The following is a 22,182-nucleotide window of genomic DNA, read 5'->3' on the forward strand; positions in this document are numbered from 1 at the left end:
AATGGAAAAGCACGTCACAGGTATTGATTACGAAACCGCATTGACCAACCTGCGCGCCTCTTCTTTGGAGATGCGCACCGATTTGCCGCCGAAAGACGAATTGTTAAGCCGCTTTCACCCCGACTACCAGCCGAGCGCACGCGTGAAGCTGCCCATCGGCCCCAATGCAGGCGACTACTGCCATCCCGATTTGGCGAAACTTTTAATCAGCCAACCACTGATCGACGACTATGATTTGTCGCGTGCGGAACACATCAACACCGATGTTTTGGTCATCGGCGGCGGCGGTGCGGGCGCAGCGGCGGCATTGTCGGCCAGCGAAACCGGCGCACGCGTCGTCATGGCGAACAAGCTGCGTATCGGCGACAGCAATACGGTCATGGCCGAAGGCGGCATTCAGGCCGCTGTCGGCGCGGAAGACAGCCTGCAGCAGCATTTCGACGACACCATCAAAGGCGGTCACAACGCCGCGAAAAAATCGCTGGTGGCGCAAATGGTTACCGACGCACCGTCCGCCATCCGCTGGCTCATCGGCTTGGGCATGACTTTCGACCTGGCCAAAGGTGCCGACAACAACGGCCATTTGAGCCGAAAACGCGCCGGCGGCACGACCGTACCGCGCATTCTCCACTACCGCGACTTTACCGGCTTGGAAATGATGCGCGTGTTGCGCGAAGCGGTTGAACTCGATGAAAACATCACCCAGCTCAACCGCCATCCGGCCATCGAATTATTGTCGGACGAACACGGCCGCTGCGTCGGCGCGATTCTGTATGATTTGGAAAAACGCAGCCTGATGCTGGTGCACGCCAAAGCGGTAGTATTGGCGACCGGCGGTTCGGGCCGTCTGCATCTGCAGGGGTTTGCCACCTCCAACCACTACGGCGCGACGGCCGACGGTTTGGTCATGGCCTACCGCATCGGCGTGAAACTGCGCGATGTCGATTCCTTCCAATACCACCCGACCGGCGTGGCGCATCCGCCGCACTTGGCCGGCGCGCTGATTTCCGAAGCCGTGCGTTCGGCAGGGACGAAACTGGTCAACGGTTTGGGCGAACGTTTCGTTGACGAGCTGCAACCGCGCGACGTGGTGGCGGCGGCGATTCTGCGCGAAGTGGCCGAAGGCCGCGGCGTGGTGCGCGACGGTCAGGTCGGCGTGTTCCTAGATACCCCGCGCCTGATTGAAGGCGATCCCGAGGTATTGAACCGTTTGGTAACTTTGGGACACGTTGCCCACAAATGCGGCGTGGATCCGAAAACCGAACCGATGATGATCCATCCGACGCTGCACTATCAAAACGGCGGCATGGAAATCAACGGCGACGGTTCCACCAGCGTACCCGGCCTTTATGCGGCCGGCGAAGTGACCGGCGGCATTCACGGCCGCAACCGTCTGATGGGCAACGCCCTGCTCGACATCATCAGCTTCGGCCGCCGTGCCGGTGTTGCCGCCGCCAACTGCGGTTTGCCGCTGAAGAAAGTGCGCGGCGGTGTCGACCATGTCCATGATCTGCAGCGCGAAATGACCCGTGCAGGCTTAACCAGCACCGTTAAAGCACCGATTTTATACCCCGATTACGGCACATTCGATTTACGCGAACACGCAGGCTTGCAGGAGGCTCAATCATGAATCAAGCGAACCAGAATTTATTGCACCCCACCCGTCAGGTAGGGGCTGATTTGGCCGCATGGCGCAAAGTCGGCGGCGGCGAAGGCCTGCTGGCGGCTTTGGCCGACCCGCAAAACATTGTTTCCAAGCTGCAGGACGCGAATCTGTGCGGCATGGGCGGCGCGGGTTTCCCCACTTGGCGCAAATGGGAAGCGGCCGTAGCCGCGCAAAGCAAAAACGGCGACAAATACGTCGTCTGCAACGCCAACGAAGACGAACCGGGCACTTTCAAAGACCGCGTTTTGCTGGCAAAAACACCGCACCAAGTCATCGAGGGCGTGCTGATTGCCGCCGTTGCCTGCCGCGCCAACAAAGCCGTCCTGTATGTGAATCCGCACCAAACCGAATCCGTTGCCGCCCTGATTCCGGCCATCGAACAATGGAAGCAGAGCGATTTATTCATCCGCATTGAAAACTACTTGGGCAAACCGTTGGATCTGCAATTGGTGGAAACCTCAGGCCGCTACATCGGCGGCGAAGAAACCGCCATCATTTCCTGGCTGGAAGGCGGTTTCCCGTTTCCGCGCCGCAAGCCGCCGTTCCCTGCCGAAAGCGGTGTCAACGGCGAACCGACGCTCATCAACAACACCGAAACCTTCGCCAATATTCCGCAAATCCTGGCAAAAGGCGCGGAATGGTACAAAGCATTGGGCTTGGGCGATGCCGCCGGTACCAAGCTGTATTCGCTCTCGGGCGACGTGTTGAACCCGGGCTTATACGAATTGCCGATGGGCACGACGCTCTCCACGCTGATTTTCGAATACGGCGGCGGTATGCTCGAAGGCCGCACCTTCAAAGCCGTGTTTACCGGCGGCCCGTCGAATACACTGCTGACCGCCAAGGATTTGGATGTGCCGCTGGATTTTGTTTCCGTGCGCGAACGCAAATCCAGCCTCGGTACGGGCGCAATGATTGTGATTTCGGAAGGCACGAGCGTGGTGCGCAAAGTATCCGAGTATGTGGAATTTTTTGCCGCCAACTCCTGCGGCCAATGCCCGCCCTGCAAAGGCGGCACGTTCCAGCTTTCCCGCCTGCTCAACCGTGTGGACACCGGCATCGGTACCGCCGACGACTTGCGCGCGCTGCAAAGCCTGTGCCAACTGCTGCCGAGAAGCGGACGCTGCGGCCTGATTGACGGCGCGGTGACCGTGTTGCAAAGCTCGCTGCGCACCTTCCCGGAAGAATACGGTCTGGCGGTACACGAGCAGGAATAAAGACAGATTTTCAGACGGCCTTTGCGCAACAAATCCATCAAAAGGCCGTCTGAAAATTGATGTATGTCATCTATTCTTTTATGCCCGGCCAAGATTTCAGACGGCTTCACGGTTTTACGCTAAGATGCCGCCTAATCCGCCGCCAAACCTGCAAACCATACCGAAACAGTCGGCTCTGTTCATTTCAAGGCCGTCTGAAAAAACATAAGAAAAACACCAAACTGCACATTATTCATCTTTCAGACGGCCTCATCGCTCACAAAGGCCGTCTGAAAACCGTTTTGACGATACTTCTGACTAGGAGATTGAAATGGGTTTTAAACCTATCCCTGCGGCCGTCGCTGTTGTGCTGACGCTGCTGATTTGGTTCGGCATCCCCGTGCCGGACGGCGTGTCGCCGCAAGCGTGGCACTTGTTGGCTCTGTTCGTCGGCATCATTGCGGGCATCATCGGCAAAGCCATGCCGATTGGCGCGATGGCGATGCTGGCGATTACGCTGGTCGCGCTGACCGGCGTTACCGTGCCTGAAATGGTCGACGGCGAGCCGGTCAAAAATCCGGCCGGTCAAGCCATGAAAGACGCCCTGAGCAGCCTGAACAACTCGCTGATTTGGATGATCGGTGTGGCGATTATGATTTCGCGCGGCCTCTTGAAAACCGGCTTGGGCGCGCGCATCGGCTACCTGCTGATTTCATGGTTCGGCAAACGTACTTTGGGCGTGGGCTACAGCCTGGCCTTTGCCGATTTGTTCATCGCGCCGGTTACGCCGAGCAACACCGCACGCGGCGGTGCAATCGTGCACCCGATTATGAAATCCATCGCCCTGAGTTTCGATTCCGATCCTGAAAAAGGTACGGAGAAAAAAATCGGCAAATATCTGGCTCTGGTCAACTACCACGCCAACATCATTACCTGCTGCATTTTCATCACCGCCACCGCGCCCAATCCTCTGGTGGTCGAACTGGTTGCCAAAGCCACCAATTCCGACATCCATCTGACTTGGGGCACTTGGTTTATGGCAATGGTGGTACCGGGCATGGTTGCGCTGCTGATTATGCCTTTGGTGCTGTATTTCCTGTATCCGCCCGAAATCAAGCAGACGCCGAACGCCACTTCGCTGGCGAAAGAAGAACTCCAAAAAATGGGGCCGATGAAGCGCGATGAAAAAATCATGCTGGGTATTTTCCTGCTGTTGCTGCTCTTGTGGGCAGGCGTTCCCGAAATGCTGTTCGGTGTGAAAATCGACGCTACCGCCACTACTTTCCTGGGTTTCTCATTGTGTCTGCTGACCGGCGTGCTGACTTGGGAAGACGCGCTGAAAGAAAAAGGCGCGTGGGATACCATCGTCTGGTTCGCCGCTTTGGTGATGATGGCCAACTTCCTGAATAAACTGGGCTTAATCGGCTGGCTCTCCGACTATCTGCAAGCCGGCATCAGCGGCATGGGCATGGGCTGGGTAGGCGGTTGCGCCCTCTTGGTTGCGGCTTATGTGTATTCACACTATATGTTCGCCAGCGGCACCGCCCACGTTACCGCCATGTTCGGCGCATTCTACGGCGCAGGTCTGGCTCTGGGCGCACCGCCCATGCTGTTCGCGCTGATTATGGCTGCCTCCACCGGCATCATGATGTCGCTGACCCACTACGCTTCCGGCTCGTCGCCCGTGATTTACGGCTCGAATTTCGTGACCATGCAGGAATGGTGGAAAGCAGGTTTCATCATGAGTGTGCTGGAACTGCTGATTTTCGGCACCATCGGTATCTTGTGGTGGAAAATCTTGGGTTACTGGTAAACCGTTTTTGACATGATTCGAGGCCGTCTGAAAAATAATAATATATTTTCAGACGGCCTTTGCTATACAATATCCGCATTCTTTATCTGCACAAAATCTATACCGTGAAAATCCTGATTCTCGGCAGCGGCCAAGTCGGTTCGACCATTGCCCAAAACCTTTCCTCCCTGCCCGACAACGACGTCACCATCGTCGACATCGACGAAAAAGCCCTGCACCAGCTCAGCAGCAAGCTCGATGTGCAAACCATCATCGGCAACGGCGCGTCGCCGTCGGTTTTGGAACGCGCCCACGCGGGCGATTCCGACCTGCTGCTCGCGCTGACCCGCAGCGACGAAACCAATATCGTCGCCTGCAAAATCGCCGCCGATATTTTCAACGTACCCAACCGCATTGCCCGCGTGCGTTCGAGCGAATATCTGGAATACGCCCACCCCGGCAAAGAAGGGGAAGAAAGCAACAGCCTGAACATTTTCGACATCACCGAAACCATCAGCCCCGAGCAATTGGTCACCGAGCGGCTGGTCGGCCTGCTCAACTACAGCAGCGCGTTGCAGGTATTGAACTTTGCCGACGACAAAGTGCAGATGGTCATCGTACAGGCGCGTCAGGGCGGTCTGCTGGTCGACAAAGAAATCGCCGACATCAACGCCCATCTCCCCGAAGGCGTCGACTGCCAAATCTGCGCCATCTACCGCAACAACCGTCTGATTGTGCCCTCGTCCAAAACCGTCATCATCGAGGGAGACGAAGTGTTTTTCGTCGCCAGCACCGCCAACGTCGGCGTAATCATCCGCGAATTGCGTCCGAAAGAGCAGCGCAGCCGACGCATTATGATTGCCGGCGGAGGCAACATCGGCTACCGCCTGGCCAAGCAGTTGGAAAGCAGATACGACATCAAAATCATCGAATACAACCCCACCCGCGCCGAATGGCTGGCCGAAAACCTCGACAACACGCTGGTTCTGCAAGGCTCGGCCACCGACGAATCGCTGCTTAACGAAGAATACATCGACGAAATCGACATCTATTGCGCCGTTACCAATGACGACGAAAACAACATCATGTCCAGCCTGCTGGCGAAAAACCTCGGCGCCAAACGCGTGATTACGATTGTCAACCGTTCCAGCTACGTCGATTTGCTCGAAGGCAACAAAATCGACATCGTGGTTTCGCCACATCTGATTACCATCGGCTCGATTCTGGCGCACATCCGCCGCGGCGATGTCGTTGCCGTCCACCCGTTGCGCCGCGGTACGGCCGAAGCCATCGAAGTCATCGTCCACGGCGACCAGCACACCTCCGCTATCGTCGGCCGCAAAATCAGCGACATTGCCTGGCCGACCGGCTGCCATTTCGCCGCCCTCGTCCGCGACGAACAAGTCATCATGGGCCACCACACCGATGAAGTCCTGCAGGACGGCGATCATGTGATTTTCTTCGTTTCACGCCGCCGCGTATTGCGCGAACTTGAAAAGCTGATTCAAGTGAAAATGGGCTTCTTCGGTTGAACAGTCCATATGAAAAAACCAAGACCGTCTGAAAATTTTCAGACGGCCTTACATCATTTTTCGCCGGAATATGCTAGATTATTGCCATATGACTTCCCAAAGGAGAAACCCCATGTTGCGCCCGACCTTAACCGCTTTATTGCTGGCCGCCGCCTTTCCCGCGGCTGCCGAACCCTTAAATTACAACGTTGTCGAGTTTTCCGAAAGCGCAGGCATGGAAGTACCGCGCGACACCATGACCGCCCGCTTCCAAGTACGCGCCGAAGGAAAAGACCGCCAATCGGTCAACACCGCGTTTACCCAAAAATTCAACAGCTTCAACCGCAAAGCCAAAAACAGCGCATTCAAAACCGAACTGCTCAGCCGCAACGCCTTTCCCCGTTACCAATACCATAACGGCAAGCGCATCCAAACAGGCTGGGAAGAACACGCCGAGTTTAGAGTAGAAAGCAAAGACTTCGCCGCACTCAACCGCCTGATTGCCGAAGCCCAAAACGAAGCCCACGTCGAATACACTTCGTTCAGCCTATCTAAAGAAAAGCGCGAATCAGTAATTGACGAAGTGAGCAAATCCGCCATCAACCGCTTCAAACAGCGCGCGCAAACCTTAGCCGAAACCTTAGGCCACCGCAGCTATAAAATCGTCAAGCTGAACTTGGGACACATCGGCAGCGGCACCGTCAGCCAAAGCGAATCCGTTCAGACCAAAATGTACCGCAGCGCAGTACCGATGGCCGCAAGCATGGACGCGGAAGCTCTCGAAACCGCCTCCCCGGGTTCGGAAGAAATCAGCATTACCGTTGACGGAACGGTTCAAATGTAGGCAGGCAAAACGACAATGCCGTCTGAAAATTATTTTCAGACGGCATTTCTATTATTTTTCCGCTCTCAGCGTTTGTTCCGTTCATAAACCGGCATCACTTCCGGCAGCATTTTGCGGATGGCATTGATGCGTGCATTATTGGCCGGATGCGTCGACAACACCGAAATCGATGTGCCGCTTTGTGCCCGGTTCATTTTTTCCCATACGCTGATGGCCGCTTGCGGATTGTAACCCGCCTGAGCCATCAGTCTCACGCCGCCCGCATCAGCTTCGTTTTCCTGCTGGCGCGAAAACGGCTTGGTTGCGGCCAAGTCGGCACCCAGACCGATCAGATTGCCGTCGACACCGGTAGCACCGGCCAAAATCGAACTGCCGATACCGGTTAATACTTGGCTGCCGATGGCTTTTTTGCTGTGTTCCAACAGCGCATGAGCCATTTCGTGACCGACGACTGCAGCGATTTCGTCATCGGTAAGGTTCAGGCGTTCCACCATACCGGTATAAACCGCCATTTTCCCGCCCGGCATTGCCCACGCGTTCATTTCATTACTGCGGATAACGTTCATCTGCCAATTAAACCTTACACCGGTCCGATTCGCCCGTTCGGCATAAGGTTTCAAGCGGTTGAACACATTATGCACGCGGCGGGCGGTTTGCGAAGAGGTGTCCAACACGCGCTGGCTTTGCGCTTTTTGCATGACTTGGTTGTAATTCTTTGCCGCACTTTCGTTCAAAGTAGCTGAATCATAACCGACCATATCGGCGACCGAAGTACAACCTGCTACAGCCAACACGGCAGCGCCTACCCATGCGTAAGTTTTTTTCTGAATCGTCATAAACGGCTCCTAACAAATTAAATCAATATCAAGGATGAAGGTCGGACGTTTTCGCAAATGGCTTCGGTTAAACATGAAAAGGCCGCCTGAAACGTATGTCGACCTTTCGATAACCTGTTTTCAGACGGCCTGTTGTTTTAGTGCATTGACCAATATTTTAAGAACGGGTTTGCAGCATCCATGACTCAATGCGCCGTGCATCGTTCACGCGCGTGGTCGAACTTGGTGCATTCAGCAAAACAATGGTAATCGGCTGGTTTTTCACATTGGCCTTCACCACCATCGAACGGCCGGCCTCACGGATATAACCGGTTTTCTGCAACTCGATATTCCAACCGCCCTCGCGCACCAGAGCATTGGAGTTTTTATAATTCTGACGGCCGCGAACCGTATAAACCGAGCCGTAGTTAGACGTCGAATTCGAACGGATTTGCGGATATTTGCTGGCTGCCGCCACCAAACGGCTCAAATCGTGCGCCGTCGATACGTTACGGTAATCCAGGCCGGTCGGCTCATAAAAGCGGCTGTCGGACATTCCCAAGCTTTGTGCCTTGGCATTCATGGCCGCCACAAATGCGCCCATACCGCCCGGATAAGTACGCCCCAAAGCGTGGGTTGCACGGTTTTCGCTGCTCATCAGGCTCAAATGCAGCAATTCCCTGCGCGTCAATGTCGTACCGATACCCAAACGGCTGCCGGTACCTTTCAGACGGTCGATTTCATCCGCCGTAATCGTAACCGGCTGGTTCATGTCCAACTTGGCATCCAAAATTACCATTGCGCTCATCAGCTTGGAAATCGAGGCAATCGGCATGACGCGGTTGGCATTTTTCTGATACAGGACTTCACCCGTGCGATTGTTCAGAATCAGGGCCGATTGCGACGACAGCAGCGGCCCTGCCATCATGGCCTGCGCCTCTACCCTGCCTGCCTGAGTTTCGGCAAATACACCCAGCGGATCTTGCTGGGTCGGGAAATTCTGCTCTAAAAACTGACCCAATACATCCATATCGTCTGCCGCAGCCGGAAAAGCCGCAACGGCCAGCGTTGCACCGAAGCACACGGCGCTTAATTGTTTACACCAGTTTTTGATTGACATAACAGTTATCTCTCGCTTAATTCAGTATTGTCAGATATATAAATTCTCTTAGCCGTACATTCTCTTCAATTTCCAAGAAAATGTAAAGCAAGTCATTGAATCTTTGCGTTAGTTTGCAAGCCTGCATCCAAATTTAATGCAGCATGGAATTTTTCACAACACCTGTAGCCAATATTTGATAAAACAGGCAATACTAATTATACTAACCCACTTTACCAAGAAATCTTGCTTGGGGTATATAAGGTTTCTACACGGCTTTAACTAATTAATATCCTAATAAAGTATAAATCATGTCTGAAGAAAAACGCTCATGCTCGTTCTGCGGCAAGTCAGAACACGAAGTCAAAAATCTGATTGAGGGAGAACACGCTTTTATTTGTAACGAATGCGTCGAAACATGCGGCATCATGCTACAGGATTCCGACGGCAACGACTCTTCCCGACCGGAAACCACCACTCCTTCCGAAAACAGTCCGCTGCCGACTCCGGCGGAAATCGTAGCCAACCTGAACGATCACGTCATCGGTCAAGAACACGCCAAAAAAGCATTGGCCGTAGCCGTATACAACCACTACAAACGCCTGCGCCATCCGAAAGCCAACGGCAACGTCGAATTATCAAAATCCAATATTTTACTCATCGGCCCCACCGGTTCGGGCAAAACCCTGCTGGCTCAGTCTTTGGCACGCAAACTGGATGTCCCTTTTGTCATGGCCGATGCCACCACTCTGACCGAAGCAGGTTACGTCGGCGAAGATGTGGAACAAATCATTACCAAACTCTTGGGCAAGTGCGACTTTGATGTTGAAAAAGCCCAACGCGGTATTGTTTACATCGACGAAATTGACAAAATTTCCCGCAAAAGCGACAACCCGTCGATTACCCGCGACGTATCCGGCGAAGGCGTCCAACAAGCCTTGCTGAAATTAATCGAGGGCACGGTTGCCAGCGTCCCTCCGCAAGGCGGCCGCAAACACCCGAATCAGGAATTCATCAACGTCGATACCACCAATATTCTGTTCATCTGCGGCGGCGCGTTTGCCGGCCTGGAAAAAGTCATCCGCCAGCGCACGGAAAAAGGCGGTATCGGTTTCGGTGCCGCGGTACACAGTAAAGACGAAAATACCAACATTTCCGAATTATTCGAAACCGTCGAACCTGAAGACCTAATCAAATTCGGCCTGATTCCCGAATTAATCGGCCGGCTGCCCGTGATTGCAACATTAGCGGAATTGGATGAAGACGCTCTGATCAACATCCTGACCGAGCCGAAAAACGCTTTGGTCAAACAATACCAAATCCTGTTCGGCATGGAAGATGTCGAATTGGAAATTGAAAAAAATGCCCTATGCAGCATTGCCAAGCAAGCCATGGAACGCAAAACCGGGGCGCGCGGCCTGCGTTCGATTGTCGAACGCTGCCTGTTGGATACCATGTACCAATTGCCTGATTTAAAAGATGTCAAAAAAGTCGTTATCAACCAAAACGTCATTGACAAGGGTGAGGCGCCCAAACTGCTGCTGGCAGACGGCAGCGTATACAAGTTATCCGAATCAAAAGCCAAGAAAACCCAAAAAGCCGACAAATAACCATTAATATCAGCATACTGCATCATCAGGCCGTCTGAAAAACCATTATCTAAAACTTTATTTTTAGCAATAGGTTTTCAGACGGCCTATTCTTTAGTGTAATAAAAAATCTTTATTACATCTGACAACAAGAGTATTTTCAATTTTTTAAAATTAGTCTATGATAATGCGGAAAGATTGTTCACAATCTTTAACGCAATTTTTGCAACCTTCAGAAGAAAAACACGATAAAGGAACAAAGAGATGTTAGAAGCCTATCGCAAAGCCGCTGCCGAGCGCGCAGCCCTCGGTATCCCTGCCCTCCCTCTTGATGCACAACAAACCGCCGATTTAATCGAGCTTTTGAAAAATCCGCCGGAAGGAGAAGGCGAATTCTTGGTTGATCTTTTGGTCAACCGCGTTCCTCCCGGTGTGGATGATGCCGCCAAAGTCAAAGCTTCTTTCCTGGCAGCCGTTGCCGAAGGAAGTGCTTCCAGCCCCCTTATTTCTGCCGAATACGCCACCGAACTGCTCGGCACCATGCTCGGCGGTTACAACATCCATCCGCTGATTGAGCTTCTCGACAACGAAAAACTCGCCCCTATCGCTGCCAAAGGCCTGAAACACACCCTGCTGATGTTCGACTCTTTCCACGACGTGAAAGAAAAAGCCGACAAAGGCAATGTTCACGCCAAAGAAGTATTGCAATCATGGGCCGATGCCGAATGGTTCACTTCGCGTGAAGCCGTTCCCGAAAAAATCACCGTAACCGTATTCAAAGTCGACGGCGAAACCAATACCGACGATCTCTCTCCTGCGCCCGACGCATGGTCGCGCCCCGACATTCCGCTGCACGCGCTGGCGATGCTGAAAAATCCGCGCGACGGCATCAATCCCGACAAACCGGGCGAAGTCGGCCCCATCAAACTCTTGGAAGAATTGAAAGCCAAAGGCAATCCGGTTGCCTACGTTGGCGACGTAGTCGGCACCGGTTCTTCGCGCAAATCCGCCACCAACTCCGTGATTTGGCACACCGGTGAAGACATTCCTTTTGTGCCGAACAAACGTTTCGGTGGCGTGTGCTTGGGCGGTAAAATCGCACCAATTTTCTTCAACACCCAAGAAGACTCCGGCGCATTGCCGATTGAAGTCGATGTTTCCGCGCTGCAAATGGGCGATGTGGTCGACATCCTGCCTTACGAAGGCAAAATCGTGAAAAACGGTGAAACCGTTGCCAAATTCGAGCTGAAATCGCAAGTTCTGCTGGATGAAGTTCAGGCAGGTGGCCGTATCAACCTGATTATCGGCCGCGGCCTGACCGCCAAAGCCCGCGAAGCACTGGGTCTACCCGCTTCCGACAAATTCCGTCTGCCCCAAGCCCCTGCCGAGAGCAAAGCAGGTTTCTCGCTGGCGCAGAAAATGGTCGGCCGCGCCTGCGGTTTACCCGAAGGCCAAGGTGTTCGTCCGGGCACTTACTGTGAACCGCGCATGACTACCGTCGGCTCGCAAGACACCACCGGCCCGATGACCCGCGACGAGCTGAAAGACTTGGCTTGTTTGGGCTTCTCCGCCGATATGGTGATGCAGTCTTTCTGTCATACCGCCGCCTATCCGAAACCTGTGGACGTGAAAACCCACAAAGAACTGCCTGAATTTATTTCCACCCGCGGCGGCGTTTCCCTGCGTCCGGGCGACGGCGTCATCCACTCATGGCTGAACCGCCTGCTGCTTCCCGATACCGTCGGTACCGGCGGCGACTCGCACACCCGCTTCCCGCTCGGCATTTCCTTCCCTGCCGGTTCGGGTTTGGTGGCCTTTGCCGCGGCAACCGGCGTAATGCCTTTGGACATGCCCGAAAGCGTATTGGTACGTTTCAGCGGCAAACTGCAACCGGGCGTTACCCTGCGCGATCTGGTCAACGCCATTCCGTTATACGCCATCAAACAAGGCTTGTTGACCGTTGCCAAAGCCGGCAAGAAAAACATCTTCTCCGGCCGCATTCTGGAAATCGAAGGCCTGCCTGATTTGAAAGTCGAGCAAGCGTTTGAATTGTCCGACGCGTCTGCCGAACGTTCTGCCGCAGGCTGTACCGTACACCTGAACAAAGAGCCGATTATCGAATACATGAAGTCCAACATCGTGTTGATGAAAAACATGATTGCCGACGGCTATAAAGACGCGCGCACGCTGGAACGCCGCATCAAAGCCATGGAAGCATGGCTGGCCGATCCGCAACTGCTCAAAGCAGATGCCGATGCCGAATACGCCGCCGTTATCGAAATCAACATGGACGACATCAAAGAACCGATTATCGCCTGTCCGAACGATCCCGACGACGTATGCTTTATGTCTGAAAAATCAGGCACCGTCATCGACGAAGTATTCATCGGCTCGTGCATGACCAATATCGGCCACTTCCGCGCCGCTTCCAAACTCTTGGAAGGCAAGAGCGACATTCCCGTGCGCCTGTGGATGGCTCCGCCGACCAAAATGGACGCGCAGGAACTTACCAACGAAGGCCACTACGGCGTACTCGGTCGCGCCGGTGCCCGTATGGAAATGCCCGGCTGCTCGCTGTGTATGGGTAACCAGGCGCAGGTACGTGAAGGCGCAACCGTGATGTCCACCTCTACCCGCAACTTCCCGAACCGCTTGGGTAAAAACACCAACGTGTTCTTGGGTTCGGCAGAATTGGCCGCGATTTGCTCCAAACTGGGCAAAATCCCGACCATTGAAGAATACCAAGCCAACATCGGTATCATCAACGAACAGGGTGACCAAATCTACCGCTACATGAACTTCAATGAAATCGACAGCTACAACGAAGTTGCCGAAACAGTGAAGGTGTAAGTAGCTTAGGCCAAACCACCAAAGGCCGTCTGAAAAATATTTTTCAGACGGCCTTTCATATGGGTTCATAAAAATGTTTAATCTGCCATACCAAAAGAAATATTTAAAACAGAGGCCGCCTGAAATTTTTCAGACGGCCTGATGAGACCCTTTGCAAAACCCGATAATATCCAAAAACGCTCATCCGTCATTAGCTTCGCGGAGAAGCGTAGCGGACTTTACAGCCAATGACAGGCATAAAATTTCAGGTTCAGACTAAGTTTCGTGAAAATCTCCGCCTTTTTATAAAAGGTTCTGCTTAACCTTTATTCCGCGGTCAACACCACTTTCATGGCCTGATTTTCGGAAGCGTGTTTGAACACATCATAAGCCTCTTCCAATTCGCTGAATTTAAAGCGGTGGGTAATCATCTTAGTGTAATCGACCGAGCTGGTGGAAATTGCTTTCAGCAGCATTTCTGTCGTGTTGCTGTTGACCAAGCCGGTTGTAATGGCAAGGTTTTTAATCCACAGTTTTTCCAATTTGAAATCAACTGATTGGCCGTGCACACCCACCACCGCGATATGACCGCCCGGCTTGGCAATTTCCTGACACATATCCCAAGTCGCCGGAATACCGACGGCCTCAATCGCGCAATCTACGCCGTCTTCGCCGACAATATCGAAAACCTGCTGCCCGACGTTGCCGGAACTTGGATTAATCACATGGGTCGCGCCCAATTCTTTGGCCATTTTCAGGCGGTTTTCGTCCATATCGCAGACAATCAGCACCGCAGGGCTGTACAATTGCGCGGTCAGCAACGCCGACATGCCCACAGGGCCGGCACCTGCGATGAATACGGTATCGCCCGGCTTCACATCGCCGTATTGCACGCCGATTTCATGCGCGGTCGGCAGCGCATCACTCAAGAGCAGCGCAACCTCATCGTTGACCGAATCCGGCAGCGGAATCAGACTGTTGTCCGCATACGGCGTGCGCACAAATTCGGCCTGCGTGCCGTCAATCATGTAGCCCAAAATCCACCCGCCGTTTCGGCAATGTGAATAAAGCTGCTTTTTGCAGTTGTCGCAAGTACAGCACTTGCTCACGCAGGAAATGATGACTTTATCCCCAACCTTGATATTTTTTACAGCCGAACCCACTTCCTCTACAATGCCCACACCTTCATGGCCGAGAATGCGGCCGTCGGCCACTTCAGGGTTTTTGCCTTTCCAAATGCCCAAGTCGGTACCGCAAATCGTGGTTTTGACGATTTTCACCACAGCATCGGTCGGATCGATAATTTCAGGACGCGGCTTTTCTTCAAAACGGATATCGCCTGCTCCGTGATACACCATAGCTTTCATGGCACAGCTCCTTTTATTGTTTGATGAAACGAAAGATGACTTAAAAAATTACGGTATGATTCCCTTTATAGTCGCCCCACTAATGAAAGTCAATTTCATCTTGCTTACATGTTATAATGTAACACTATGTTTTTAAATAATTTTTGATACAGCACAAACTTACCTTACCTACCCGGAACCATGTCCCCAATCCCAAACTTTTCCACCCGCCTGATTCAGTGGCAGAAACAGCACGGCCGAAACCATCTGCCTTGGCAGGTTAAAGATCCCTACTCCGTTTGGCTGTCGGAAATCATGCTCCAGCAAACGCAAGTTGCGACCGTCTTGGACTATTACCCTCGCTTTCTAAACCGCTTTCCCAATGTCGGGACTTTATCCGATGCCGCCGAAGACGATGTCCTGTCGCTATGGGCGGGCTTGGGCTACTACAGCCGCGCGCGCAATCTGCACAAAGCCGCCAAACAGGTCGTCGGGCAATTCGGTGGGGAATTTCCGCAAACCCGACAAGAACTGGAAACCCTGTGCGGAGTCGGCCGCAGCACCGCCGCCGCCATTTCCGCCTTTGCCTTCAATCAGCGTGAAACCATACTCGACGGCAACGTCAAACGCGTACTCTGCCGCGTGTTCGCGCTTGACGGCAATCCCCAGGACAAAAAATTTGAAAACCGGCTCTGGCAGCTTGCCGAAAGCCTGATGCCGTCTGAAAACCACGATATGCCGGCCTACACGCAAGGCCTGATGGATTTGGGTGCGACCGTGTGCAAACGCAGCAACCCGCTTTGCCGCCAATGCCCGATGAGCGACATTTGCGAAGCCAAAAAGCAGAACCGCATTGCCGAGCTGCCCCGCAAAAAAACCGCGGCCGAAGTCCAAACCCTGCCGCTTTACTGGCTGATTGTCCGCGACCGGCAAGGCCGAATCCTGCTGCACAAACGTCCGGCCAAAGGCATTTGGGGCGGCCTGTATTGCGTGCCGTGTTTTGAAAATCTCGACGGTTTACACCAGGCTGCCCGAAACCTGAATCTCGATTCAGACGGCCTCACCGAACAGGCCGCGTTTACCCACCGGCTGACCCACCGCTTATTGATGATTACCCCGTTTACCGCAGACGAAAGGCCGTCTGAAAATTTTTCAGACAGCCTGTGGGTGGCTCAAGAAAGTTTGGCCGACTACGGCCTGCCCAAACCTTTGCTGAACTATTTGAATCAGGCGCAAAGCAGTTTGTTTTGAGGCCGTCTGAAAAACAAACTGCTTTAAAATCCAAACCGTCAAATCCACCACAATTTTCCCCCTCAAATAAAAAATGCCGTCTGAAAACTTTTCAGACGGCATTTTATTCATCCAATCAACGGTGTACCACATTATAACGCTTTTCCAAACGCAGGAAGAACCAGCCCAGACAAGTTGTCATCAGCAGATAAATCAACGCCACGGTATAAAGCGGCTCTTCATACACCGAATAACGTCCCGAAATCGTATTCTGCACATAAGCCAATTCCGCCACCGCAATCGCCGACAGCAGCGAACTGTCTTTCAGCAGCGTAATGAATTCGTTCGCCAGCGGCGGCAGCATACGGCGCAAAGCCTGCGGCAGAATCACATACCGCATCGCCTGCGGATAAGTCAGGCCCAGCGAGCGCGCCGCTTCGATTTGGCCTTTGTCAATCGACTGGATACCCGCGCGGAAAATTTCCGTGATATACGCACCCGCGTTCACCATCAATGCCAGCGTACCGGCAATCAGCGCACCGTAACCGCGGCGCAGCTGCACCGCCGCCTCCCCGCTCACCAACCAACCGTCAACCGGATGAATCAGCGCGACCACCCAAATGAAATACCAGATAAAAATCTGCACAAACAAAGGCGTACCGCGAAACAGCGTCACATACACCAGCGAAACCGTGCGCAAAACCCACGCCACCGACTTCAGCAGTACGCCGCCTTTTTCAAAATGCACCAGCCGCGCCAGCGCACCGAACAAACCCAATACCGTACCGCCCAGCGTCGCCACAAACGTCAAACCCAAAGTCGTCAGCGCGCCGTAAAAAAACATCCAACGGTATTCATAAATAATGTCAAAACGAAAATCCATATCCCGCTCTTATCAGAAGTTTCCGCCACGCCGTTTCCCGAACGGCAGGCAAATCATGGCAAATAAGCCTGACATTTTACAAGAAAATACATACTTTGAATGCTTTTTATCGCACAAATTTGATTTCAGACGGCCTTTTGCATTTTCAGGCCGTCTGAAAATATCTATTTCAATCATTCCTGTCTGAAAATGATATTATTCAGATAAGTCGTTTTATATGTAAAAACCAAGCAAAACAACGCCCAAGCCGCCGATGAAAATTGACCCCCCTGACAAAAAAGCGGATAATCCGTCCATTCCGATTAATTTTATTTCAGACGGCCTGACGCGTTTTCAAGGCCGTCTGAAAACATTTATAAAACAAAGAACACAAGATGAAAGCACCTGAATTACTCCTACCCGCCGGCGGCTTGGAACGCATGCGCGCCGCTTACGATTTCGGCGCCGATGCCGTGTACGCCGGTTCGCCGCGCTACTCGCTGCGCGCGCGCAACAACGAGTTTGCCAAGCTCGACGTATTGGCGCAGGGCATTAAAGAAGCGCACGAGCGCGATAAAAAATTCTTTTTAACCGTCAATACCTTGCCGCACAATTCCAAACTGAAAACCTTCGTCGCCGACATGGAGCCTTTAATCGCCATGAAGCCCGACGCGCTGATTATGGCCGACCCGGGGCTGATTATGACCGTGCGCGAAAAATGGCCGGACATGCCGATTCACTTGTCTGTGCAAGCCAACACCACCAATTATTGGGGCGTGAAATTCTGGGAAAAAATCGGCGTGGAGCGCATCATCCTGTCGCGCGAATTGAGCATGGACGAAATCGCCGAAATCCGTCAGGAATGTCCCGACATCGAATTGGAAGTGTTTATCCACGGCGCATTGTGCATCGCTTACTCAGGCCGTTGTTTATTATCGGGCTATTTCAACCACCGCGACCCCAACCAAGGCACCTGCACCAACTCCTGCCGCTGGGACTACAAAGTCCACGACACCGACACCGACGACATGGGCGATGCGAAGCTCCTGCAAGGTTTCAACTTTGAAAAAGCGCAGGAAGAAGCCAACCAAAACTTCGAAGGCATCAACGGCCAGCAACGCCACCCTGCCGCCAACAAAGTTTTCTTAATCGAAGAGAGCAACCGCCCGGGCGAATTCATGCCGATTATGGAAGACGAACACGGCACCTACATCATGAATTCCAAAGACCTGCGCGGCATCGAAGTGGTCGACAAACTCACCCAAATCGGCGTGGACAGCCTCAAAGTCGAAGGCCGCACCAAATCGCTGTATTACGTTGCCCGCGTGGCGCAAAGCTACCGCAAAGCGATTGACGATGCCGTTGCCGGCCGCCCCTTTGACCTGAGCCTCTTGAGCGAACTCGAAGGCTTGGCCAACCGCGGCTACACCTCCGGCTTTTTGGAGCGGCACAAAACGCAAGATTACCAAAACTACCTCAACGGCCATTCCGTTGCCAAACAAAGCCAATACGTCGGCCACGTTACCGAAATCGACAACGAAGGCTGGGCAACCGTCGAAGTGAAAAACCGCTTTGCCGTCGGCGACACCATCGAAATCATCCACCCGAGCGGCAACCAAACCGTCAAGTTGGAACAGATGACCCGTAAAGGCGAAGCAGTGGAAGTCGCCCCCGGCAACGGCATTCAGGTGAAAATCCCGAATATGGCGGGTAAGGAAAAAGCACTGGTGGCAAGGATTATGAATCTTTGATTTGATGGGGTGTCATCAAATAAAAGGCCGTCTGAAAATGTATGAATCATTTTCAGACGGCCTGTAGTTTTCACTAATAATGATAGCGACATTGCACAATGGTTAAATATCCATCCTCCACCCGATACACCAAACGATGTTCTTTATCGATACGGCGCGACCAAAATCCCGACAGCTGATGTTTTAAAGGTTCGGGATCACCCAATCCCTCAAAAGGCATGCATTGCGTATTTTGTATCAACGCATTGATCCGCTTCAAAACCTTCTTATCCGTCTGCTGCCAATAAAGATAATCCTCCCACGCATGGTCTGTAAAAGCCAAAATCATTCGATTAAATCCCGCTCATGGGATTGCCCTTTTTCCAACTGAGCCAAAGATTCCTGCAAACGCGTACGGTTTTTCGGGCTCTTCATCAAATATGCCGTTTCTTCGTAAGCTGAAAAATCTTCCAAGCTCATCACCACCGCGTGTCGGCCGTTTTGCCGTGTAATCATGACCGGCTTATGATTATCTGCGACAAAATCCAGCGTTTTAGCTAACTCGGCGCGAAACGCGGTATAGCTCATTACTTCCATCACAATCTCCTGTACAGTAATATGTACAATATAAAATCATTTTTCCTGTATGGCAAGGCAATTTTGCATGACACAGGCCGTCTGAAATATTCAGACGGCCTTGTTTCTTGACACTTTTTCACATTTTCGCTACTATCCTGCCTTAATCACTTTATGCCGATTTGACACAGCTTGCGGGCACAAACAGCTAAGCGTTTGCAGTTGTTGCGAATCCAGCCCGTTGTGTCAGACATCGGGCTTTGTTGTATTTGAGAACATTATGATTATTTTAGACAAGGTTTCCAAACGCTACCAAACGCGCGACAAATCGTGGTTTACGGCGGTGGAGCCGACCAGTTTGGAAATTAAAGACGGCGAGATTTTCGGCCTGATGGGCTATTCAGGCGCAGGCAAATCGACTTTGCTGCGGCTGATTAACCTGCTCGAGCGGCCTGATTCGGGGCGCGTTTTGGTGGGTGGAAAAGATTTGACCACCCTCAACGCGGCAGATTTGCGCCAAGCGCGGCAGAATATCGGCATGGTATTTCAGCAATTCAATCTGCTGAGCAACCGCACGGTGGCGGAAAACGTGGCGTTTCCTTTGGAAATCGCGGGCTGGCCGTCTGAAAAGATTCGTGCGCGTGTGGCGGAATGTCTGGAAATTGTGGGATTGCAGGAACGTTCGCAACATTACCCTGCCCAGCTTTCGGGCGGACAAAAGCAGCGTGTCGGCATTGCCCGCGCCCTAGCCTCTAATCCGCAAGTCATTTTGGCCGACGAGCCGACTTCCGCACTGGACCCGGCCACGACGCGCAGCGTGCTGGAATGCTTGGAAGACATCAACCGACGCTTCAATGTAACCATCGTCATCGTGACCCACGAAATGAGCGTCATCCGCCGCTTGTGCGACCGCGCCGCCCTGCTTGACAAAGGCCGTCTGCTGGAAGTGGTGGAAGTGCACGACAACCAAATCCACGCCCAATCGGAAATCGGGCGCGAACTGATTCGGGAGGATTGAGATGGCCGATTTGACTTTTTCGCAAGCCGTATCCACCATCGGTGGCATGAAAGGCGAGATTTACCAAGCTTTGGGCGAGACCTTTATCATGGTCGGTTTGTCGACGCTGTTTGCCGTGGTATTCGGCACCTTGCTGGGCGTGTTACTGTTTGTCACCGCCAGCCGGCAGCTTCATTATAACAAGCCGTTGAATTTCATACTGGATAATCTGGTCAATTTGATGCGCGCGTTTCCGTTTGTGATTTTGATGATTGCCTTGATTCCGGCCACCCGCGCCATCATCGGCAGCACCATCGGCCCTTACGCCGCTTCTTTGGTTTTGAGCGTATCGGGAATGTTTTACTTCGCCCGCCTGGTCGAACAAAACCTGCGCGAAGTCCCACGCGGCGTGATTGAAGCAGCCATCAGCATGGGCGCAACGCCGTTGACGATTATCCGCAAAGTGCTGCTCAACGAAGCGCGCGCCGGCATGGTATCCAGCATTACCGTATTGGCCATCGGCCTGCTCTCCTACAGCGCAGCCGCAGGTATGATCGGCGGCGGCGGCTTGGGCGATTTGGCCATACGCTACGGCTATTACCGCTACCAAACCGAAGTCATCATCTTCATCGTGGCGATTCTGGTGCTGATGGTGATTGCGATGCAGAGCCTGGGCAACTGGATTGCGCGCCGCCTCGACAAGCGTTAGAAGGATTGTTTATAAGGGCCGTCTGAAAATTCATTAAGCTTTTTTCAGACGGCATGATATGATTTCTGTCACACACATTTTAGGAGTATTGCTATGAACGCAAACAGCGTATTGAAAACCTTCTCAGCCGCCGCTTTGGCATTGGCATTAGCCGCTTGCGGCGGTCAAAAACAGGAAGCCGCACCGGCCGCTTCCGCCGCTTCGCCTGCCGCCGATAACGGCGCAGCGAAAAAAGAAATCGTCTTCGGCACCACCGTCGGCGACTTCGGCGACATGGTGAAAGAGCAAATCCAACCTGCTTTGGAGAAAAAAGGCTACACGGTCAAGCTGATTGAATTTACCGATTACGTCCGCCCCAACCTGGCTCTGGCCGAAGGCGAAATCGACATCAATGTGTTCCAACACAAGCCTTATCTGGACGACTTCAAAAAAGAGCATAAACTCGACATCGTCGAAGCCTTCCAAGTGCCGACCGCACCTTTGGGTTTATATCCCGGCAAACTGGCTTCGCTTGACGACGTGAAAGAAGGCAGCAGCGTTTCCGCGCCGAACGACCCGTCCAACTTCGCCCGTGCCTTGGTCATGTTGAACGAACTGGGCTGGGTCAAACTGAAAGACGGCATCAATCCGCTGACCGCATCTAAAAACGACATTGCCGAAAACCTGAAAAAAATCAAAATCGTCGAGCTGGAAGCCGCGCAACTGCCGCGCAGCCGTGCCGATGTTGATTTTGCGGTTGTGAACGGCAACTATGCCATGAGCAGCGGCATGAAACTGACCGAAACCCTGTTCCAAGAACCGAGCTTTGCCTATGTGAACTGGGCAGCCGTGAAAACCGCCGACAAAAACGCGCAATGGCTGAAAGACGTAGAAGCCGCCTACAATTCGGAAGAATTTAAAACCTACGCCAAAGAACGCTTTGCCGGCTACAAATACCCTGCCGTATGGGGTGAAAACGCCGCGGCAGGCGCAACCGCCGAGGCCGCTTCGACTGCCGCCGCTTCACAGGCTTCCGCCGCGAAATAAGCCGATTCAAACTCGATTATTTTCTTGATAACCCAACTAAAGGCCGTCTGAAAATTCAATTTTTCAGACGGCCTTGTTAGTGAAGAGTACGTTATGCAATCCGGCCAAATCTAACCGAATTCCCCCCCCATCAGGTTTGATTTAGATAATCTCGTTTTTAAAATGAAATACTCGCAGGTTGAGCCTTGAGCCAACTAGTTTTCACATATAGCCGCTTTGTTGGGTTTGGCAACCCAACCTACAATCTGCTTGATAACCGAACAAAGGCCGTCTGAAAAATTTTCAGACGGCCTTTGTTGCAAACAACAATCGTAGGTTGGGTCTTGACCCAACATTTTTTAAAATTATCCTTTTATTGAGTTTCT

18 protein-coding genes are annotated in these 22,182 nt (G+C 52.8%); 12 read left to right on the forward strand and 6 right to left on the reverse strand.

Annotation, left to right across the window (positions count from 1 at the left end; genetic code table 11):
- The first annotated feature begins 1 nt into the window (after window position 1).
- The 5 genes from ACM67E_RS07140 to ACM67E_RS07160 all read left to right on the forward strand — a co-directional run bounded on the left by ACM67E_RS07140 (window position 2) and on the right by ACM67E_RS07160 (window position 7,009).
- The gene (locus ACM67E_RS07140) at window positions 2–1,630 is read left to right on the forward strand and encodes an FAD-binding protein (protein WP_416190777.1); all 1,629 of its coding nucleotides are present in this window, start codon (window positions 2–4) and stop codon (window positions 1,628–1,630) included.
- The gene (locus ACM67E_RS07145; RefSeq protein ID WP_416190778.1) at window positions 1,627–2,883 is read left to right on the forward strand and encodes a complex I 51 kDa subunit family protein; all 1,257 of its coding nucleotides are present in this window, start codon (window positions 1,627–1,629) and stop codon (window positions 2,881–2,883) included. Before ACM67E_RS07140 ends, ACM67E_RS07145 begins: the two co-directional genes overlap by 4 nt.
- A 310-nt stretch (window positions 2,884–3,193) precedes the next feature.
- Complete coding sequence (locus tag ACM67E_RS07150; RefSeq protein ID WP_416190779.1) at window positions 3,194–4,675, forward strand: DASS family sodium-coupled anion symporter; 1,482 nt, start codon at window positions 3,194–3,196, stop codon at window positions 4,673–4,675.
- 104 nt (window positions 4,676–4,779) lie between these two features.
- Window positions 4,780–6,186, forward strand: a complete 1,407-nt coding sequence (gene trkA, locus ACM67E_RS07155; protein ID WP_416192751.1) for a Trk system potassium transporter TrkA — start codon at window positions 4,780–4,782, stop codon at window positions 6,184–6,186.
- A gap of 112 nt (window positions 6,187–6,298) precedes the next feature.
- Window positions 6,299–7,009, forward strand: coding sequence for an SIMPL domain-containing protein (locus tag ACM67E_RS07160; protein ID WP_416190780.1), 711 nt, complete (start codon window positions 6,299–6,301; stop codon window positions 7,007–7,009).
- Between the two features lie 65 nt (window positions 7,010–7,074).
- Here ACM67E_RS07160 and ACM67E_RS07165 read toward each other — a convergent pair whose 3' ends face one another.
- Together ACM67E_RS07165 and ACM67E_RS07170 are read right to left on the reverse strand one after the other, a co-directional pair.
- On the reverse strand, window positions 7,075–7,845 hold the full coding sequence (locus ACM67E_RS07165) for a M48 family metallopeptidase (RefSeq protein WP_416190781.1): 771 nt from the start codon (window positions 7,843–7,845) through the stop codon (window positions 7,075–7,077).
- Between the two features lie 157 nt (window positions 7,846–8,002).
- Window positions 8,003–8,944: a serine hydrolase gene (locus ACM67E_RS07170; RefSeq protein ID WP_416190782.1), complete on the reverse strand. Its 942-nt coding sequence runs from the start codon at window positions 8,942–8,944 to the stop codon at window positions 8,003–8,005.
- A gap of 290 nt (window positions 8,945–9,234) precedes the next feature.
- Between ACM67E_RS07170 and clpX the strand changes: the two genes are divergently transcribed.
- Both clpX and acnB read left to right on the forward strand, forming a co-directional pair.
- Window positions 9,235–10,533, forward strand: coding sequence for an ATP-dependent Clp protease ATP-binding subunit ClpX (gene clpX / locus ACM67E_RS07175; protein WP_416190783.1), 1,299 nt, complete (start codon window positions 9,235–9,237; stop codon window positions 10,531–10,533).
- A 243-nt stretch (window positions 10,534–10,776) separates the two neighbouring features.
- A complete protein-coding gene (acnB, locus tag ACM67E_RS07180; RefSeq protein ID WP_416190784.1) occupies window positions 10,777–13,362 on the forward strand; it encodes a bifunctional aconitate hydratase 2/2-methylisocitrate dehydratase in 2,586 nt (861 codons plus the stop codon).
- Window positions 13,363–13,667: 305 nt separating this feature from the next.
- On the opposite strand, the gene ACM67E_RS07185 is transcribed toward acnB, so the two are convergent.
- A complete protein-coding gene (locus ACM67E_RS07185) occupies window positions 13,668–14,708 on the reverse strand; it encodes a zinc-dependent alcohol dehydrogenase family protein (protein WP_416190785.1) in 1,041 nt (346 codons plus the stop codon).
- A gap of 180 nt (window positions 14,709–14,888) precedes the next feature.
- On the opposite strand from ACM67E_RS07185, the gene mutY reads away from it, so the two are divergent.
- On the forward strand, window positions 14,889–15,938 hold the full coding sequence (mutY, locus tag ACM67E_RS07190; RefSeq protein ID WP_416190786.1) for an A/G-specific adenine glycosylase: 1,050 nt from the start codon (window positions 14,889–14,891) through the stop codon (window positions 15,936–15,938).
- A gap of 115 nt (window positions 15,939–16,053) precedes the next feature.
- On the opposite strand, the gene ACM67E_RS07195 is transcribed toward mutY, so the two are convergent.
- A complete protein-coding gene (locus ACM67E_RS07195; protein ID WP_416190787.1) occupies window positions 16,054–16,800 on the reverse strand; it encodes an amino acid ABC transporter permease in 747 nt (248 codons plus the stop codon).
- A gap of 374 nt (window positions 16,801–17,174) precedes the next feature.
- Here ACM67E_RS07195 and yegQ point away from each other — a divergent pair, with 374 nt between their 5' ends.
- Entirely contained in the window at window positions 17,175–18,530 is a 1,356-nt protein-coding gene (gene yegQ, locus ACM67E_RS07200; protein WP_416190788.1) for a tRNA 5-hydroxyuridine modification protein YegQ, read from the forward strand.
- Between the two features lie 73 nt (window positions 18,531–18,603).
- Here yegQ and ACM67E_RS07205 read toward each other — a convergent pair whose 3' ends face one another.
- Together ACM67E_RS07205 and ACM67E_RS07210 are read right to left on the reverse strand one after the other, a co-directional pair.
- On the reverse strand, window positions 18,604–18,858 hold the full coding sequence (locus tag ACM67E_RS07205; RefSeq protein WP_416190789.1) for a Txe/YoeB family addiction module toxin: 255 nt from the start codon (window positions 18,856–18,858) through the stop codon (window positions 18,604–18,606).
- On the reverse strand, window positions 18,855–19,106 hold the full coding sequence (locus ACM67E_RS07210) for a type II toxin-antitoxin system Phd/YefM family antitoxin (RefSeq protein WP_416190790.1): 252 nt from the start codon (window positions 19,104–19,106) through the stop codon (window positions 18,855–18,857). Before ACM67E_RS07210 ends, ACM67E_RS07205 begins: the two co-directional genes overlap by 4 nt.
- Window positions 19,107–19,365: 259 nt before the next feature.
- On the opposite strand from ACM67E_RS07210, the gene ACM67E_RS07215 reads away from it, so the two are divergent.
- The 3 genes from ACM67E_RS07215 (at window position 19,366) to ACM67E_RS07225 (ending at window position 21,817) form a co-directional block, all read left to right on the forward strand.
- Window positions 19,366–20,103 carry a methionine ABC transporter ATP-binding protein gene (locus ACM67E_RS07215; RefSeq protein WP_416190791.1) on the forward strand — a complete coding sequence of 246 codons (738 nt, stop codon included), beginning with the start codon at window positions 19,366–19,368 and terminating at the stop codon, window positions 20,101–20,103.
- Window position 20,104: 1 nt separating this feature from the next.
- Window positions 20,105–20,791, forward strand: coding sequence for a methionine ABC transporter permease (locus ACM67E_RS07220; protein WP_416190792.1), 687 nt, complete (start codon window positions 20,105–20,107; stop codon window positions 20,789–20,791).
- A 93-nt stretch (window positions 20,792–20,884) separates the two neighbouring features.
- Window positions 20,885–21,817 carry a MetQ/NlpA family ABC transporter substrate-binding protein gene (locus tag ACM67E_RS07225; protein WP_416190793.1) on the forward strand — a complete coding sequence of 311 codons (933 nt, stop codon included), beginning with the start codon at window positions 20,885–20,887 and terminating at the stop codon, window positions 21,815–21,817.
- Window positions 21,818–22,182 lie beyond the last annotated feature (365 nt).

The organism is Neisseria sp. CCUG12390 (assembly GCF_047837985.1).
GTDB lineage: Bacteria > Pseudomonadota > Gammaproteobacteria > Burkholderiales > Neisseriaceae > Neisseria.

Bases quoted from the DNA above. Each gene is read 5' to 3' on its own strand.
- ACM67E_RS07140 (WP_416190777.1), top strand. From the start codon at position 2: ATGGAAAAGCACGTCACAGGTATTGATTACGAAACCGCATTGACCAAC.
- ACM67E_RS07145 (WP_416190778.1), top strand. From the start codon at position 1,627: ATGAATCAAGCGAACCAGAATTTATTGCACCCCACCCGTCAGGTAGGG.
- ACM67E_RS07150 (WP_416190779.1), top strand. From the start codon at position 3,194: ATGGGTTTTAAACCTATCCCTGCGGCCGTCGCTGTTGTGCTGACGCTG.
- ACM67E_RS07160 (WP_416190780.1), top strand. From the start codon at position 6,299: ATGTTGCGCCCGACCTTAACCGCTTTATTGCTGGCCGCCGCCTTTCCC.
- ACM67E_RS07165 (WP_416190781.1), bottom strand. From the start codon at position 7,845: ATGACGATTCAGAAAAAAACTTACGCATGGGTAGGCGCTGCCGTGTTG.
- ACM67E_RS07170 (WP_416190782.1), bottom strand. From the start codon at position 8,944: ATGTCAATCAAAAACTGGTGTAAACAATTAAGCGCCGTGTGCTTCGGT.
- clpX (WP_416190783.1), top strand. From the start codon at position 9,235: ATGTCTGAAGAAAAACGCTCATGCTCGTTCTGCGGCAAGTCAGAACAC.
- acnB (WP_416190784.1), top strand. From the start codon at position 10,777: ATGTTAGAAGCCTATCGCAAAGCCGCTGCCGAGCGCGCAGCCCTCGGT.
- ACM67E_RS07185 (WP_416190785.1), bottom strand. From the start codon at position 14,708: ATGAAAGCTATGGTGTATCACGGAGCAGGCGATATCCGTTTTGAAGAA.
- mutY (WP_416190786.1), top strand. From the start codon at position 14,889: ATGTCCCCAATCCCAAACTTTTCCACCCGCCTGATTCAGTGGCAGAAA.
- ACM67E_RS07195 (WP_416190787.1), bottom strand. From the start codon at position 16,800: ATGGATTTTCGTTTTGACATTATTTATGAATACCGTTGGATGTTTTTT.
- yegQ (WP_416190788.1), top strand. From the start codon at position 17,175: ATGAAAGCACCTGAATTACTCCTACCCGCCGGCGGCTTGGAACGCATG.
- ACM67E_RS07205 (WP_416190789.1), bottom strand. From the start codon at position 18,858: ATGATTTTGGCTTTTACAGACCATGCGTGGGAGGATTATCTTTATTGG.
- ACM67E_RS07210 (WP_416190790.1), bottom strand. From the start codon at position 19,106: ATGGAAGTAATGAGCTATACCGCGTTTCGCGCCGAGTTAGCTAAAACG.
- ACM67E_RS07215 (WP_416190791.1), top strand. From the start codon at position 19,366: ATGATTATTTTAGACAAGGTTTCCAAACGCTACCAAACGCGCGACAAA.
- ACM67E_RS07220 (WP_416190792.1), top strand. From the start codon at position 20,105: ATGGCCGATTTGACTTTTTCGCAAGCCGTATCCACCATCGGTGGCATG.
- ACM67E_RS07225 (WP_416190793.1), top strand. From the start codon at position 20,885: ATGAACGCAAACAGCGTATTGAAAACCTTCTCAGCCGCCGCTTTGGCA.